Annotated in this window: 11 protein-coding genes and 1 pseudogene; 11 read left to right on the top strand and 1 reads right to left on the bottom strand. The window is 43.4% G+C overall.

The window, feature by feature from the left end; genetic code table 11:
• Positions 1 to 43: 43 nt before the first annotated feature.
• Entirely contained in the window at positions 44 to 1,072 is a 1,029-nt protein-coding gene (locus tag B2866_RS12545; RefSeq protein WP_296194849.1) for a hypothetical protein, read from the top strand.
• 87 nt (positions 1,073 to 1,159) lie between these two features.
• On the opposite strand, the gene gltA is transcribed toward B2866_RS12545, so the two are convergent.
• On the bottom strand, positions 1,160 to 2,440 hold the full coding sequence (gene gltA / locus B2866_RS12540; protein WP_296194846.1) for a citrate synthase: 1,281 nt from the start codon (positions 2,438 to 2,440) through the stop codon (positions 1,160 to 1,162).
• 1,161 nt (positions 2,441 to 3,601) lie between these two features.
• Between gltA and sdhC the strand changes: the two genes are divergently transcribed.
• The 10 genes and pseudogenes from sdhC to galE all read left to right on the top strand — a co-directional run.
• Complete coding sequence (gene sdhC, locus B2866_RS12535; RefSeq protein ID WP_296194842.1) at positions 3,602 to 3,988, top strand: succinate dehydrogenase, cytochrome b556 subunit; 387 nt, start codon at positions 3,602 to 3,604, stop codon at positions 3,986 to 3,988.
• Positions 3,989 to 3,990: 2 nt separating this feature from the next.
• Complete coding sequence (gene sdhD / locus B2866_RS12530) at positions 3,991 to 4,395, top strand: succinate dehydrogenase, hydrophobic membrane anchor protein (RefSeq protein ID WP_296194879.1); 405 nt, start codon at positions 3,991 to 3,993, stop codon at positions 4,393 to 4,395.
• A 515-nt stretch (positions 4,396 to 4,910) separates the two neighbouring features.
• Positions 4,911 to 6,761 (top strand): succinate dehydrogenase flavoprotein subunit, encoded by a 1,851-nt coding sequence (sdhA, locus tag B2866_RS12525; RefSeq protein ID WP_296194840.1) that lies wholly within the window; start codon positions 4,911 to 4,913, stop codon positions 6,759 to 6,761.
• A 186-nt stretch (positions 6,762 to 6,947) separates the two neighbouring features.
• The gene (locus B2866_RS12520; RefSeq protein ID WP_144296830.1) at positions 6,948 to 7,658 is read left to right on the top strand and encodes a succinate dehydrogenase iron-sulfur subunit; all 711 of its coding nucleotides are present in this window, start codon (positions 6,948 to 6,950) and stop codon (positions 7,656 to 7,658) included.
• A 940-nt stretch (positions 7,659 to 8,598) separates the two neighbouring features.
• Complete coding sequence (locus B2866_RS12515; RefSeq protein ID WP_296194836.1) at positions 8,599 to 11,484, top strand: 2-oxoglutarate dehydrogenase E1 component; 2,886 nt, start codon at positions 8,599 to 8,601, stop codon at positions 11,482 to 11,484.
• A 155-nt stretch (positions 11,485 to 11,639) separates the two neighbouring features.
• Complete coding sequence (gene odhB / locus B2866_RS12510; RefSeq protein ID WP_296194833.1) at positions 11,640 to 12,902, top strand: 2-oxoglutarate dehydrogenase complex dihydrolipoyllysine-residue succinyltransferase; 1,263 nt, start codon at positions 11,640 to 11,642, stop codon at positions 12,900 to 12,902.
• 220 nt (positions 12,903 to 13,122) lie between these two features.
• Positions 13,123 to 14,574, top strand: a complete 1,452-nt coding sequence (gene lpdA / locus B2866_RS12505) for a dihydrolipoyl dehydrogenase (RefSeq protein ID WP_296194830.1) — start codon at positions 13,123 to 13,125, stop codon at positions 14,572 to 14,574.
• A gap of 179 nt (positions 14,575 to 14,753) precedes the next feature.
• Positions 14,754 to 15,920: an ADP-forming succinate--CoA ligase subunit beta gene (sucC, locus tag B2866_RS12500; RefSeq protein ID WP_296194828.1), complete on the top strand. Its 1,167-nt coding sequence runs from the start codon at positions 14,754 to 14,756 to the stop codon at positions 15,918 to 15,920.
• 177 nt (positions 15,921 to 16,097) lie between these two features.
• Positions 16,098 to 16,973, top strand: coding sequence for a succinate--CoA ligase subunit alpha (gene sucD, locus B2866_RS12495; protein WP_068407825.1), 876 nt, complete (start codon positions 16,098 to 16,100; stop codon positions 16,971 to 16,973).
• A gap of 121 nt (positions 16,974 to 17,094) precedes the next feature.
• Positions 17,095 to 17,949 (top strand): annotated as a pseudogene (galE, locus tag B2866_RS12490) (UDP-glucose 4-epimerase GalE); the annotation flags it as partial.
• Positions 17,950 to 17,979: the final 30 nt, after the last annotated feature.

Genomic DNA, 17,979 nt, shown 5'->3' with positions numbered 1-17,979 from the left:
TCAATATATAAGCGAACTGCTTTTAATAAGGATGAGAACTCGGATGTTTAAAAATTTATTAACAAAGCCTGATGGTGAGACTCATCATACCTGTATAAATGCAGGGTCGCTAAATAAAGCAATGATGCCGCCGCGTACGCACTCCTTGCTAGCCGCCGCTATGATTGGGGTTTTGTTGTTAAGTGGCTGTCAGCAGCAAGCAGAAGCACCAGTAGCTGATAATAGTCAACCCAAAGAAAAAACTAGCGCAGAGGACAGTCAGCCGATGCGCAAAAGTGACTCCGCTGCTGCGCGTATAGAGCAATTTCAGCCGTTGTACCTTGCGCAAGCAAAAAGCCTACAGCAGCGTTTGCAAGCCGAATATGAATCGCTACAAGCAGCAGATGCGTCAGACAGTGGCAGTGATTTTAATGGTAATGATTTGTTGCCTGAGGGTACAAATGCGGCGTCAGTAGACAATGCTAAGCGGTCTAATACCGCTAATCCAGTTGCAAATAATACAGATTCTGAGCAAATAGCAAAACCACCTGCTACGGATTCAGCCGCAGCTATGGACAATAACAATAGTGAGTCAGACGTTAGCATCGACCCTGGAGTCGACGCCAATGCGACTACGGACACTGATATCAATACCAGTACCGAAGTGGGCGAGCGTGATTTGACTGTGCTAAAACGTATCAGTCTTGAGCCGCGTAAACCTGTGATGTGGACAGATGAGCAGATTATAGACAGTTATCAGCAAGCGATGGACGCGCTTTATCAACCTGTGACCACGCCGCTTAGTGCAGAAGAGGTTGATACTCTAATCAATATCGCGACATTGGTGCCGCAGTTATTTGAACATGCAGAAATCGCAGGTCGACTGAGTGCAAAAAGTCCGGCGCTGGCGCGTTTGATTATCCAGCATCAAGTTTGGGAGCAAATAGAAGCCCAACAAGTGATGGATATGCAGCAGATGAAACTCAATCAGCAGCAAGAGTTTGAGAGACTGATGGCAAAATTTAATGAAACCATCCAAGGTTATGACGAGCAAATTGCCAAATATGAGCAGACCTTAAAAGAGTTTCAATAAAGTGTCATTTTTTATTTCTTTATTGAATTTAGACCATAAAAAATCCCGCTCAGTCGCGGGATTTTTTATGCTGCTAATAATAGCTGACTATTTGCGATCTTCAACTTTAACGAAGTCGCGATGCGTTTCACCAGTATATAACTGACGTGGGCGACCGATTTTGAATGGTGCGCTGTGCATTTCTAACCAATGGCTGATCCAACCAGAAGTACGCGCGAGTGAGAAGATAACAGTAAACATTGACGTTGGGATACCGATGGCTTTTAAGATAATGCCAGAATAAAAATCAACGTTTGGATACAAGTTACGCTCAACGAAGTACGGGTCTTCTAAAGCAATTTTCTCAAGTGCCATAGCAAGCTCAAGCTTAGGATCATTGATACCCAATGCACCTAGTACTTCATCGCAAGTCTCTTTCATGACTTGTGCGCGTGGGTCAAAGTTTTTGTAAACACGGTGACCAAAGCCCATCAGTTTTACTTCACGGCTTTTTACTTTTTCCATGAATTCAGGAACGTTTTCTACCGAACCAATTTCATCTAGCATTTCAAGAACAGCTTCGTTAGCGCCGCCATGTGATGGACCCCAAAGGGCTGCGATACCTGCAGCGATACACGCGTAAGGATTGGCACCAGTAGAACCTGCTAGACGTACGGTAGACGTTGAAGCGTTTTGCTCGTGGTCAGCATGCAAAGTAAAGATTTTGTCCATGGCGCGAGTAATCACGTCATTGGTTTCGTAGTCAACATCAGCAGGGGTTGCAAACATCATGTATAAGAAGTTTTCTGCGTAATTGAAATCATTACGTGGATACATGAACGGTTCGCCTTGTGAGTATTTATAACTCATCGCTGCAAGCGTTGGCATTTTAGCGATTAGACGAATAGCGGTGATTTCACGGTGTGCTTCGTTGCTGACGTCTAAGTTGTCATGATAAAACGCGGATAAGGCACCAACGACACCAACCATAATCGCCATTGGGTGCGCGTCACGGCGGAAACCTTCAAAGAATTTACGTAATTGGTCATGAACGCCGGTGTGTTTACGAACCTTTTCATAGAAATCTGCTTTTTGCTCAGCATTTGGTAAATCGCCATGAATCAGCGCATACGCCACTTCTAAGTATTCAGCATTGTTTGCTAACTGGTCGATAGGGTAGCCACGGTGTAATAACTCACCTTTACCGCCATCAATGTAAGTAATCTTAGATTCAACAGGAGCGGTTACTTTAAAACCTGGGTCATAAGACCAAAAGCCTGAATCTTGTAGAGCAGCAATATCGATAACTGGACGCCCTAAAGTACCTTCAATAATAGGAAATTCGTATTCTTTACCATTTACGCTTAATTTGGCATTGTTGTCAGCCATAAACTGCTCTCCATTGTTTTTAACTTGTTGGAATAAAATTATATCGACGCATACCCTCGCGTCTTCACTTGTTAAACGGTCAAAAAAATTTAACCCATTTAATATGCAGGCTATATTAGCAGTTATTACTGAGGTTTTGAAAAGACTTTTAGCAGTAATGTCTGTAATAGGTGTGCGTTAGTCGTGCTAAACGACTGTAAACTTTGTATCAAAATATGTCTATTCAGTAATTTAGCGGTAATTCAGCAGCAAGTCCGCTGGTTGCTTCTAATGTAATGATTCTCATTAACATTATAATAATTAAGACTTTATTACAAGATAAACGTCCGTCATATTTGCAGCAACGCACCATGGCATAGACAGAGTATGCGTAACCGACAGATTAATTTGGATCAAAAATTGATTCTGAAATACCAATACTAATAAATTCGCCTTACCAATAGCTAGCTTTTTGTTAAATAATCACCGATAACCACTATTTAGGGGATAAATTTGTAATTATGGCGCAGTCATTTTATAATTGGAGGGATTTAACTGGCACTAGCTTTGCGCAAATGAATAGGTCGCTCTGATAAAGTAGCTGGTAAAGCCCCGCTTTACTGATACTTTGTGATGATTGACTGTTCGGTTTATAGACCAAAACCTGGCTTATCGTTTGAATATTCTTGTTAACTGTTCTATTCTTAAATAGTCAACAGTGAAGTTTGCCTTAATAAAAAATGATAATCTACAGATGACATTATGGCGTTATCTTTTTTGTTGATGCAACGTCGTAAAAATAGAATAGTTAATCGATTTATCCCACGTTATGAATTTCATGCAACTCTTTATTGGTATAAAGAGCGTGAATGGCTTGTCATAAAAAGGGGTTATCAGTTCAGCGAGCGATAGGGAAGTCTATAACCACTTTATAAATGGAAACTACCCAAATAGCAATTAAATAAACAGTCGCTATAGGCATAGATTTTATCTATAGAGTTTATCTGAACGTCAGATAAATAAGACTTGTCGACCTTGCATATTTAGCGCAAATTAAACGACGTCAGCTAGCCCTTCCTTACTTTATTCATCTCATGTGTTGCTTGCCGCTTATGGAATAGTATTGATAAATAGTATTTCATAAGCGTTGATAGCAGATACAGGAGTATAACCGCAAAAAGGATGCCCGCTGTGAAAAGCAACCGACCTATTAATCTGCCCTTAAGCCAAGTGATTAGCGTTAACCGCTCACCGATTGCAATTGCTTCAATCTTGCATCGTATCTCTGGCATTATTTTATTTCTACTTATCCCAGTCATGCTGTGGTTATTACAGAATTCTTTGGCGTCGCCTGAGAGTTTTGAAACCGTGTTTGACAATGTCTTTATTCGCTTTTTAGCGTGGATTTTCGTCGCCGCCATTGCTTATCACTTTGTGATGGGCGTGAAGCATTTATTTGCTGATAATGGTCAAAATGAAGAGCTACAATCGGCGCGTATGGTGTCTGTTGTCAGCTTAGTGATTGCAGCGATTTTAATTGTCGCGTCATTTGTATGGGTGATGTTCTAATGATAAAAAATGATTCAGGAATCAAAAGCGCCACCGGTCTAACAGGCTCAGGCACCCGTGATTGGATGGTTCAGCGTATCAGTGCGGTTATTCTAGCCGTCTACAGTGTGGTGTTGCTGGGCTTTTTCTTAACCCATGGCAATGTAACCTTCGTAGAGTGGTCTGATTTTATGACCAGTTTACCGATGCGCCTATTCAGCTTATTGGCCATTTTGGCATTGGCTGGTCACGCGTGGGTGGGTATGTGGACCGTATTTACCGACTATATTACTTCTGGCAAGATGGGTGAAAGCGCGTCCAAGCTGCGTTTGTTTTTACAAACATTGATGATTATCGCTATTTTAGTCTTCCTATTTTGGGGCATTATGATTTTTTGGGGTAACGGCTTCGGTGTTGTTGCTGTTTAACCTTTTATCATACCTGTAAATATTTATTCATCGGCTATTTATAAGCTTAGTATTAGTAGTATTACCAGCCAAATATCGATGCATAATAACGGATTCATCTAACCACATTTATAGCTTTAGTGATCTAAAAGTACTGACTTAACAGTGCGTACTTAAAAAATTGTAGGCTTGAAAGCGTCTAGATAATAAAAATCCGTTAGTAGCCAAAATAGACAGAGCCAATCATAGCGTTGGGTGTTTATTCATTTAACTTATCATTGCTATCAGTGCATGCTTATCAAACAGCTGCATGACAGTTAAGCCAATAGTTAAACAAATGGATAAGCCCAATATAACGATAGATATGCAATTTAAGTGGTTAAAGGGTGTTTGTAGCAGATTTTGTTGGTTGAGATTATTGTCAGTAACGTGAGCGCAAATATTAGCCAACGTTGCTGCATGATAAAATAGAAACCCGCATAGACATCAGCCTTTTTATTTACTTCTAAGCATTAACAGGCATTAGGAAAACCGTAATGGCAACTAGACAAGATAATACCATTAGTAATATTAAAACCCTGAACTATGACGCGGTCATCGTTGGTGGCGGCGGCTCAGGTATGCGTGCTTCATTGCATTTGGCCGAAGCGGGCATGAAGGTTGCAGTCTTGACCAAAGTATTCCCAACCCGTTCGCACACCGTGGCGGCGCAGGGCGGTATTGGCGCAAGTTTGGGTAACATGAGTAATGACAACTGGCACTTTCACTTTTATGACACCGTTAAAGGGTCAGATTGGTTAGGTGACCAAGACGCTATTGAATATATGTGCCGTGAAGCGCCAAAAGTGGTGTATGAGCTTGAGCACATGGGTATGCCGTTTGACCGTAATGAAGATGGCACCATTTATCAGCGTCCATTTGGTGGTCATACCTCAAACTATGGCGAAAAAGCTGTACAACGTGCTTGTGCTGCTGCTGACCGTACGGGTCACGCGCTATTGCATACGCTTTATCAGAAAAACCTACAGCAAGGCACTGAGTTCTTTATCGAGTGGATCGCGCTTGATTTGATCAAAGATGACGCAGGTAATATTAATGGCGTTATCGCGCTTGAGCAAGAAACCGGTACGGTTGCGGTATTCCAATCACCGATTACTGTGCTAGCCACAGGCGGTGCTGGTCGTATCTTTGCGGCTTCTACCAACGCTTACATCAATACGGGTGACGGTATTGGCATGGCGGTTCGTGCAGGCATTCCACTACAAGATATGGAATTCTGGCAGTTCCACCCAACGGGCGTTCATGGTGCTGGCGTACTATTGACCGAAGGTTGCCGCGGTGAAGGCGCTATCTTACGTAATAAAGATGGCGAAGCGTTCATGGAGCGTTATGCGCCCACCGTAAAAGACTTGGCACCACGTGACTTGGTATCACGCTCAATGGACCAAGAAATCAAAGAAGGTCGCGGCTGTGGTCCAAACGCTGACCATATCGTGATGGATATGACCCATTTGGGTGTTGACACCATTATGAAGCGTCTGCCATCAGTCTTTGAGATTGGTAAAAACTTCGCTAACGTTGATATCACTAAAGAGCCAATTCCAGTTATCCCAACCATTCACTATATGATGGGCGGTATTCCAACCACGATTCATGGTCAAGTGATTGTACCGGATCTAGAAGCGGGTACCGATGAAGACGGTCTATATGCTAAAGGCAACGTCGTTAAAGGTCTTTATGCCATCGGTGAGTGTGCGTGCGTCAGTGTGCACGGTGCCAACCGTTTAGGTACCAACTCGCTACTTGATTTATTGGTCTTTGGTCGCGCTGCTGGTAAGCATATCGTTGATGAATTCCATCATGCTGACCATAACTACAAGCCGCTTGATCCACACGTGCTTGATTTCACTGTGCGTCGTTTGGACAAATTGCAACAATCAACTTCAGGCTACAATGCGCAAGACGTGGCGGACGAGATTCGCGCTATTATGCAAAAGCATGCCAGTGTATTCCGTACGCAGGCGATGATGGACGAAGGCGTTAAGCAAATTCTAGCGCTTGCTGATAAAATTGACCAAATCCATTTGGCTGATAAATCACAAGTCTTTAATACCGCGCGTATCGAAGCGTTTGAAGTAGCAAACTTGTATGAAGTGGCAAAAGCAACGATGATATCGGCCGCTAACCGTCATGAAAGCCGCGGCGCGCACAGTGTGTCTGACTATGATCGCCCAGAAGATGATGATTACGCACCAAACGGCCGTAACGATAACGATTGGATGAAGCATACCCTATGGTATTCTGAAGGCAATCGCATTATCTATAAGCCTGTGCGTAAAGTGCCATTAACGGTCGATTACGTCGAGCCAAAAGTTCGCGTTTATTAATTCTAGCGTATGCAGTTTTGTGCATACATAGAATTAACGTTTTATCCCTTATTCATTTATTAAAAGGTGAGCGCCAGCGACAAGCTTTTATCAGCGCTATGAAATAGTCATACTAGCGCTGATAAATAGCAGTCTTTAGACTGTACGCTTGTGAGCCCGCATCGCCAATGTGTGGAGTTTAGCATTATGAGCCGAGGTACTCGCACCATCGAAATCTATCGCTACGATCCTGATGTGGACGCAGCACCACGCATGCAAACTTATACGATTGAGTTATTAGACTCAGATCGTATGTTGCTTGACGTGTTATTACGCCTAAAGAAAGAAGACGAAACCCTTACTTTCCGTCGCTCGTGCCGTGAAGGCATTTGCGGTTCAGATGGCATGAATATCAATGGTAAAAACGGTCTAGCCTGTCTGATTAACATGAACACCTTGCCTGAAAAAGTAACGGTTCGTCCGCTACCAGGTTTGCCAGTGGTGCGTGATTTGGTCGTCGACATGAACCAATTTTACGAGCAATATGAAAAAGTTCATCCGTTCTTAATCAATGACCAGCCAGCGCCAGCAACAGAGCGTTTGCAGTCACCTGAACAGCGTGAAAAGTTGAACGGTTTGTATGAGTGTATTTTATGTGCGTGCTGTTCAACCAGCTGCCCATCATTCTGGTGGAATCCTGATAAGTTCTTAGGTCCAGCAGCACTATTGAATGCCAACCGTTTTGTTTCTGACAGCCGCGATACCGACATCCGTGCTCGTCTATCACGTTTAGAAGACCCGTTCAGCTTATTCCGTTGCCGCGGTATCATGAACTGTGTGTCAGTATGTCCAAAAGGCTTAAATCCAACCAAAGCCATCGGTCATCTGCGCAATTTACTGATCGATCAAGCAGGTTAGTCTACCATTTATCGATAATTAGCTTTATAATAGCGCTGTTAAAAAAACACCACCTCTCATTAGGTGGTGTTTTTTATTCGAGGTTGTTAACCAGGAGCCATCAGTTATAAAACCAGAATAGCCAAGATGGTATCTTAAAGGACATCGTTGAGAAGTAGTAGTGAATCAGTCGATGAAAGTAAGGCTGTATTAACGATACGTTGCTTGTATGTAAGAGGGCATGCTATATCGCGCGCATGTCTATATAATTGGCTATAACCCTGTGTTTCGCTTAGATTTATCTAAAGGCAATAGTCAGCCCTCAATATTTACATTGCGCAAACCTTATAAAAATGCAGAAATTAGACTATAAATATGGGTAACTTTAATGTTGGAATAACGGTTAGCGATAGCGCCGTTATTGGTTCGGATAACAATTAACAAGTGGCAAAAAATGATAATTGATATTCATTTCGTAAATACCTAGTATTGAACAAACAAACTATGGCGCCATAGGTGGGCATGTTACTCTATACAGCAATGTATGTTTGGCGGAATATCGCCTTTATTTCTACCATAGCACGGCACTTCAGTGCAAATAGCCAATTAAAAGACTAACTGAAGACAGGATTTTTTGATTAAAACCTTACTATTAACAATTTGGTTATAGCTGCAAGCATTATATATAAATTAATGTTGTCAAACGAGCGGCTAAAGAAAACCGAGCGTTCACAAATAATTTAATGGTAGGTGTGGTATTGCAATTATCTTTTTTATGACGAGATAGCTTAGACGGGATTTCAAATTAACCAAAAGCTTAACTTATAGATATTTTTAAGTAAAAAATAGTTGTAAGCGTCGTTTTAACGGTAAAAAGTGACGAGCAATATCGCTAACCTATAACGAATAACACAATAATAAGCACGATTCCATTCATTTATCTATCAAATAGACGATTATTATGAATAGTATAACTAAAGAAACAGCGAGCCTAGATCACACTGAACTGGCTGCCGACAACGCCCAATATATCGAAGCGCTCTATGAGCAATATCTAGATGATCCTAGTAGCGTTGATAGCGATTGGCAAGCGTATTTTGAACAATATAAATCTCCAAATGATGCCAAGCACAATGCAATTAAAGATCAATTCTTGTTGCTTGCGCGCAATCAGACGGCGAATAAAGTAAGCGCTGACACATCAGCTTCAACAGCTGGTGATTCCAGTAACTGTGCTGATCCGAAGCAAATGGGTGTGCAGCAGCTGATTTCAGCCTATCGCCGCCGTGGTCATCGCCGCGCCAAGCTTGATCCGTTAGATTTGCATCCACGTGCAGAAGTGGAAGATTTAACCCTTGCTTATCACAATCTTTCTGAAGCCGATCTTGATACGGTATTCCCAACCAATGATTTAAATATTGGTAAAGATGAAGCGACGCTACGTGAAATCATCGAAATCATGGAGCGCGTATACTGCCGTTATATCGGTACGGAATATATGCACGTGACCACCAGCACCGAAAAGCGTTGGATGGAAAAATACCTAGAAACCAATCTGGGTTATATCGAGTTTGATAAAGAAAAACGTTTATCTATTCTTGAGCGTTTAACCGCTGCCGAAGGTCTAGAAAAATACTTGGCTCGTAAATATACGGGTGTTAAGCGTTTTGGCCTAGAAGGTGGTGAGAGCTTTATTCCTGCTATCAATGAAATCATCCAACGTGCTGGTGGTTATGGCACTAAAGAGATGGTTATTGGTATGGCTCACCGCGGCCGTTTAAACCTATTGGTCAATATTTTGGGTAAAAACCCTGCCGATTTGTTCGATGAGTTTGATGGTAAAGTACAGCCAGAAAAAGGCTCAGGTGACGTTAAATATCACAATGGTTTTTCATCTAACGTGATGACACCAGGTGGTGAGGCGCATTTAGCATTGGCGTTTAACCCATCGCACCTTGAGATTGTGGCACCTGTACTACAAGGTTCGGTACGCGCGCGTCAAGTTCGCCGTAATGATCAGCCATTACAAGATAATAAAACCGGTAACTCAGTCTTGCCAATTGTCATTCATGGCGATGCTGCCTTTGCTGCGCAAGGCGTGGTACAAGAAACTTTCCAAATGTCACAAACCCGCGCTTACACCACTGGCGGTACGGTACATATTGTTATCAATAACCAAGTTGGTTTTACAACTAGCCGTCAAGAAGACGCGCGTTCAACTGAGTATTGTACTGACGTTGCTAAAATGGTACATGCGCCTATTTTGCACGTAAACGGTGATGATCCTGAATCAGTGGTTTTCGCGGCACAGTTGGCATTAGATTATCGTCATGAGTTTGATAAAGACATTATCATTGACTTGTTCTGCTATCGCCGTAACGGTCATAACGAAGCCGATGAACCATCAGCAACTCAGCCACTCATGTATGCGGTGATTAAAAAATTACCAACCACTCGCACTATCTACGCACAGCAACTGATTAAAGCAGGCGTATTGAGTGAGAGTGAAGCTCAAAAGTATGAAGACGAATATCGTGAGTCGTTAGACCGCGGTGAATACGTTGCCAACTCTTTAGTAAGTGAGCCTAACGAAGAGCTATTTGTCGATTGGAAGCCTTACTTAGGTCATGATTTGGTTGATGATTGGGATACCAGTGTTGATATCGAAGTACTAAAAGGTTACGGTCGCCGTATGGCAGAAATGCCAGAAGGTTACAAACTGCAGCGCCAAGTACAAAAAATGGTTGAGCAGCGCTTAGCCATGCAAACCGGTGAAGAACCACTTAACTGGGGTGCTGCTGAAACACTTGCCTATGCGTCATTAGTTGACCATGACAATGTCTTAGTACGTATTACTGGCGAAGATGTGGGCCGTGGTACCTTCTCGCATCGCCACAGTGAAATCTATAACGTCAATGATGGCAGCATGTATGTGCCGCTTGCGCATATTAGTGAAACCCAAGCACGCTTTGCCACTTATAACTCATTGTTATCAGAAGAAGCGGTACTAGCCTTTGAATATGGTTACGCAACCACTGTGCCAAATGCGCTCATCGTTTGGGAAGCCCAGTTTGGCGACTTCGTGAACGGCGCGCAGGTAGTGATTGACCAGTTTATCTCAAGTGGTGAGACTAAGTGGCAGCGTGTTTGTGGCTTAACGATGTTGTTACCACACGGTTTTGAAGGTCAAGGTCCTGAGCATTCTTCTGCGCGTCTTGAGCGTTTCTTGCAGTTGTGTGCTGAAGACAATATGCAGGTGATTACCCCAACGACGCCGGCTCAAATTTATCATGCACTACGTCGTCAAGCGGTACGTCCGATTCGCAAACCATTAGTGGTGATGTCACCGAAGAGTTTGCTACGCCATAAATTGGCAACCTCAACTCTTGAAGAGCTGGCGAACGGCAAGTTTGAAACGGTATTGCCTGAGATCGATCAGCAAAATACCGACAACGTAACGCGCATGGTGCTATGTGGCGGTAAAGTTTACTATGACTTACTAGAGCAACGTCGCGCGCTAGGTTTAGATCATGTAGCAATTGTGCGTATCGAGCAGCTATACCCATTGCCAGAAGAGCGTTTGATTGCTGAGATTGAAAAATATAGTAACTTGGCTGAGATTGTTTGGACGCAAGAAGAGCCACTTAACCAAGGTGCTTGGTACTATTTAGCGCCGCATATGTTCCGCATTGTTGTGCCACACCCAACCAAAGCGAAAGTGATGGAGCCGGTTGCGCGTCCTGCTAGTGCGGCGCCAGCGACAGGATCACCAAAACTACATGTTCAACAGCAGCAAGCACTAATCGCTGGTGGCCTTGGTATCAGTGTGGATGAGCTATCTAAATAGTAGCTCGTTTAAGCAACAGATTATATAAGATACACGAATCAGGCGATGACAGTCCGTACCGCTATTACCATTGAAGTAAGACGATTGAGAATGGTATTGACTGCCTATCACGACTTAATAATAAAGAGTAATATCAATATCTAAGGAGTATATCGATGGCTGAAATTAAAGCCCCCGTTTTTCCAGAATCGGTTGCCGATGGCACCCTCGTGGAATGGCATGTCACTGAAGGTCAAGAAGTTAGCCGTGATGACTTATTGGCTGAAATCGAGACTGATAAAGTGGTACTAGAAGTGGTTGCACCTGATAATGGTGTGGTCACTAAAATCGTTAAGCAAGTGGATGATACCGTTTTATCAGACGAGCTAATCGCCGAGTTTGAAGCTGGTGCTAGCGGCAATTCTGCTGGTGGTAGTAGCGACAGCGCAGATGAGCCTGCAGTAGACCCAGATCAGCCAGCAGCGCCTGTACAGCCAAAACAAGCTACTGATGGCGGTGAGCCAGTTCAAGCGACAGATAAAAAAGACGAAGCAGATCATAAAGATCAAAGCCCTGCAGTACGCAAAGCGGCAAAAGAATCTGGTGTTGACCCTAAAAACGTTGAAGGCAGTGGCCGCGGTGGTCGTGTCACCAAAACCGACATGGCAAACCCAACGCTAAAAGCGGACAGCTCTATCAAATCGGATAGTGGTCGTCCAGTCGCCGAGTCAACGGGTGAGCGTACTGAAAAACGCGTACCGATGACGCGCCTACGTAAGACAGTTGCCAATCGTCTGCTAGCTGCTTCACAAGAGACAGCAATGCTAACCACGTTCAACGAAGTCAACATGAAACCGTTGATGGACATGCGTGCTAAGTATAAAGAGCAGTTTGAAAAGCGTCATGGTGTACGTCTAGGCTTTATGTCATTGTTCATTAAAGCAGCAACCGAAGCATTGAAACGCTTCCCAGCGGTTAACGCTTCACTAGATGGTGATGATATTGTTTATCATGGCTACTATGATATCGGTGTTGCCGTATCTTCAGATCGTGGTTTGGTGGTTCCTGTCCTACGTGATACTGACCGCATGAGCATGGCTGAGGTCGAAGCTAAGATTCGTGAGTACGGCGGTAAAGCACAACAAGGTAAACTTGGTCTTGATGAAATGACTGGCGGTACGTTCACTATTTCAAACGGTGGCGTATTTGGTTCACTCATGTCAACGCCTATCTTGAATCCACCGCAAACCGCTATCTTGGGTATGCATGCGATCAATGAGCGTCCGATGGCAGTCGACGGTAAAGTTGAAATTCTACCAATGATGTACCTAGCGTTATCTTATGATCACCGTATGATTGACGGTAAAGAAGCGGTACAGTTCTTAGTCACTATCAAAGAGTTGGTCGAAGATCCAACCATGTTACTCCTAGACCTGTAAGCTTTTAAGCTTGTATCGGTAACCACTGATACAAGCTTTTTCACTTTGGACTGGATGATTGTGGTTTATTGATAAATAACGGCGACATTGTTTTGTCGTGTATTAACGACAGAATGAAAGAGTCATTGATCAATCAACCGCTTAACCAATCGTTTAATCCTAATAAAACTAGAAAAAATCTAGAAATAAATTAGAACCAAATTAAAAATAGGAACGTACTATGAAAGACAATTATGATTTAGTCGTCATCGGCGGCGGTCCTGGTGGTTACGAAGCCGCTATTCGTGCAGGCCAATTGGGTATGAGCGTGGCTTGTATCGAAAAACGCGTTTATAAAGGTGAGCCCGCTCTTGGCGGTACTTGCTTAAACGTCGGTTGTATCCCATCAAAAGCCTTGCTTGATTCATCACACCGTTATGAAGCAACCAAACATGATCTTGCTGAACATGGTATCAGCACCGGCGACGTTGCTATCGATATCGAGCAAATGATTGCCCGTAAAGAAGGCATTGTTAAGCAATTGACTGGCGGCGTGGCGGCATTGCTAAAAGGCAATGGCGTTGACTGGCTACAAGGCTGGGGCACATTAGAAGATGGTAAAGGTGCGGATAAAAAAGTTAAATTTACCGCCCTAGAAGACGAAAGTGAAACCATTATTACTGCTAAAAACGTCATTCTTGCAGCAGGTTCTGTTCCTATTGATATTCCTGTGGCAAAAACTGATGGCGACCGTATTGTTGATTCTACTGGCGCGCTTGATTTTACCGAAGTACCAAAGCGTTTAGGCGTCATTGGTGCTGGTGTTATCGGTCTTGAGCTAGGTTCAGTATGGCGCCGCTTAGGCGCGGAAGTGGTGGTCTATGAAGCGCTACCAAGCTTCCTAGCAGCGGCTGACAAAGACATTGCTAAAGAAGCGGGTAAAATGCTGAAAAAGCAAGGTCTTGATATTCGCGTCGACACCAAAGTGACCAATGCTGAAGTGAAAGGCGATCAAGTTGTTGTGACCAGCGAAGCAAAAGGCGAAGCCTCGGATGAAAGCTTTGATAAGCTAATCGTTTGTGTCGGTCGCCGTGCCTATTCTGAAAAATTGCTTGGCGAAGACAGCGGTATCACGTTGACTGAGCGCGGTCTAATCGATGTCGATGACCAATGTAAAACTAACCTTGACGGCGTTTATGCAATCGGTGACTTGGTTCGTGGCCCTATGCTTGCGCATAAAGCCATGGAAGAAGGCATGATGGCGGTTGAGCGCATTCATGGCGAAAAAGCGCAAGTCAACTATGACACGATTATCAATGTCATTTATACCCATCCAGAAATCGCATGGGTTGGTTTGACCGAGCAAGAAGCGACAGAAGCGGGTTATGAAGTGAAAACCGGTTCATTTAACCTCGCAGCGAACGGCCGTGCGCTTGCCCAGAGTGAAGCACAAGGCTCTATCAAAGTTGTTGCTGATGCCAAAACAGATCGTTTGTTAGGTATGCATGCCATTTCTGCTGGTGCGGGCGATATTGTCCATCAAGGTATGATTGCGATGGAATTTGTGTCTAGCATCGAAGATTTGCAACTGATGACATTTGCGCATCCAACCATCTCTGAAGCCGTTCATGAAGCCGCTTTATCAGCAGATGGCCGTGCAATTCATGCCATTCAGCGTAAAAAACGTAAGTAGTTTTTGAGATTAAATTGCTTAAAATGAAAAGCATTTAAGTAAATATCAAGTTTAACTGGATGGTGCGACCGCTATCACTATTAAGATAACGGTCGTCATCATCATAAGTGCGGCAGCGTTATTCTGCCTCGCACTTGTTGTCACTTTTTATTAATTGTAAAAAATAAAGGATACAATCAATGAATTTACATGAGTATCAAGCAAAAGAGCTATTGAAAAGCTACGGTTTGCCTATTCAAGAAGGCATCATCGCCCATAACGGCGACGAAGCTGCTGCTGCTTTTGATAAAACGCCTACTGATATTGCAGTTATTAAAGCGCAGGTTCATGCTGGTGGCCGTGGTAAAGCGGGCGGTGTGAAGCTAGTTAAAACTCGCGAAGAAGCGAAGCAAGTTGCAGAAGAGCTTATCGGTACCAATCTGGTCACCTTCCAGACTGACGCTGATGGCCAGCCAGTCAACTTTGTCTTAGTTGCAGAAGATATGTACCCAGTACAAACTGAGCTATATCTTGGTGCGGTTGTTGACCGTTCTACGCGTCGCGTAACTTTCATGGCATCAACCGAAGGCGGCGTTGATATCGAAGAAGTCGCAAGCGAAACCCCAGAAAAAATCTTTAAAGTAAGCGTTGATCCATTGGTCGGTCTAATGCCTTATCAAGCACGTGAAGTGGCATTCAAACTAGGTCTTGAAGGCAAGCAAATCAACCAGTTCGTAAAATTGATGAGCGGCGCTTATCAAGCATTCGTTGACAATGATTTTGCATTATTAGAAATCAACCCATTAGCGGTTCGTGAAAATGGCGAAATCGTTTGTGTTGATGGCAAAATTGGTATTGACTCAAACGCCCTATATCGTTTGCCTAAAATTGCTGCGCTACAAGACAAAACGCAAGAAAACGAGCGTGAGCTAAAAGCGGCTGAGTTTGACCTAAATTATGTTGCTCTAGAAGGCAATATCGGTTGTATGGTGAACGGTGCAGGTCTTGCGATGGCGACCATGGACATCATCAAATTGTACGGCGGCAAACCTGCTAACTTCTTGGACGTTGGCGGCGGTGCAACCAAAGATCGCGTTGTTGAAGCGTTCAAAATCATTCTAGAAGACAGCAGTGTTGAAGGCGTTCTCATCAACATCTTCGGCGGTATCGTACGTTGTGACATGATTGCAGAAGCGATTATCGCTGCAGTTAAAGAAGTCGACGTTAAAGTGCCTGTTGTTGTACGTCTAGAAGGTAACAACGCTGAATTGGGCTTACAGATTCTAGAAGAGTCTGGTCTGAAACTGACTTCAGCTCAAGGCCTAGCAGACGCAGCACAAAAAATTGTCGATGCGGTTAAAGCATAAGTCTTTAATATAAGTTGTGAGTCAAAGCGCCGTTTATTTATAACGCGCTGAACCAAACGCTTAAGCATTATAGTCAAAGCGTGATGGCGGTTTTTAGCAAAAGCATTTATCGTTAACATTTAACGCTAAATGGGCGAGAAAACTGCTATTGCAAGACAACCGAATAAGGAAAAAATAATGAGTGTATTAATTGATAAAGATACCAAAGTCTTGGTACAAGGTTTTACTGGTAAGAATGGTACATTCCACTCTGAACAAGCAATCGAATACGGTACTAAAGTGGTTGGCGGCGTAACCCCAGGTAAAGGCGGTCAAACGCACCTAGGTTTACCAGTCTTTAACACCATGGCGGAAGCCATGGAAGCGACCCAAGCTGACGCATCTGTTATCTACGTACCAGCGCCATTTGTACTAGATTCTATCGTTGAAGCAGTCGATGCTGGCGTAAAATTGATCGTAGTGATTACTGAAGGCGTACCGACTATCGATATGCTAAAAGCCAAGCGTTATATCGAAGAAGCAGGTGATGTACGTATGGTTGGTCCAAACTGCCCAGGCGTTATCACCCCAGGTCAGTGCAAAATTGGTATCATGCCAGGCCATATCCATCTGCCAGGTAAAGTGGGTATCATCTCACGCTCTGGTACGTTGACTTATGAAGCGGTTGCTCAAACGACTAAGCTTGGCTTTGGTCAGTCTACTTGTATCGGTATTGGTGGCGACCCTATCCCGGGTATGAACCAAATCGACGCACTAAAACTGTTCCAAGACGATCCACAAACCGAAGCTATCGTGTTAATCGGTGAGATTGGTGGTACGGCTGAAGAAGAAGCAGCGGCTTATATCAAAGAGCACGTGACTAAGCCAGTGGTTGGTTATATCGCTGGTGTTACCGCACCTGCTGGTAAACGTATGGGCCATGCTGGCGCTATCATCTCTGGTGGTCAGGGTACTGCTGAAGAGAAATTTAAAGCCTTTGAAGACGCTGGTATTGCTTATACCCGCGATCCATCAAAAATTGGCGATAAGTTAAAAGAAGTTACCGGTTGGTAATTTAGGTATTAATAGATAGTCTAATACCAAAACATCGTTGAAAAAAAACAAAGGCACTCCTACAATGGGGTGTCTTTTTTTATTCTAAAAATAACTTTCCTTTGATTAAAATGTAGCAATTATGAAAAACAAGATATTGGTAACCGGTGGCGCTGGATATATCGGCTCACACACTTGTATAGCTTTACACGAAGCAGGCTATGATATTGTTGTCTACGACAATTTGTCTAATAGTAGCCGTGAGGCCATTGGGCGTGTCTCTAAGCTCATTGAGCAACCTATCGAGTTTGTTGAAGGCGATATCCGTGATACTGATCTACTTAAACAGGTCTTTGCCGAGCATCAGTTCTTTGGGGTGATTCATTTTGCGGGTCTAAAAGCCGTTGGAGAATCGGTGGCCAAACCATTGCTGTATTACAATAATAATGTCAGTGGCACCATTGCTTTATTGGAAGTTATGAAAGAAGCCGATGTTAAGAATTTGGTTTTTTCATCTTCCGCGACCGTCTATGGAGATCCTGAATCCTTGCCTATCAATGAGGAATCAAAGCGTTCTTGCACCAATCCTTATGGTCAGAGCAAACTGATGGTCGAACATATTCTAGAGGATTTAGCAGCAACCAATGATGGCTGGAATCTTATTCCACTTAGGTACTTCAATCCCGTCGGCGCGCATCCATCTGGGCAAATTGGCGAAGATCCAAATGATATTCCTAATAATTTAATGCCTTATATTTCGCAAGTCGCCGTTGGCAAGCTTGAAAAACTCAGTATTTTTGGTAATGACTATCCTACCGTCGATGGTACAGGGGTACGCGATTTTATTCATGTGACTGATCTTGCCCAAGGTCATGTAGCAGCACTTAACTACCTACAGAAACAAGTAGGTCGAGATAAATACAGTTCAATAGGTTTTTTACCCATTAATCTAGGAACAGGTAAAGGAACGTCTGTTTTAGAATTGGTCACGGCTTTTTCTGAAGTATAGTCAGTTCAAAATAAAAAT

The organism is Psychrobacter sp. UBA3483, from assembly GCF_002377905.1.
GTDB lineage: Bacteria > Pseudomonadota > Gammaproteobacteria > Pseudomonadales > Moraxellaceae > Psychrobacter.
Note: the sequence above shows the minus strand (reverse complement) of the source record. Positions and strands in the feature narration are given on the sequence as shown.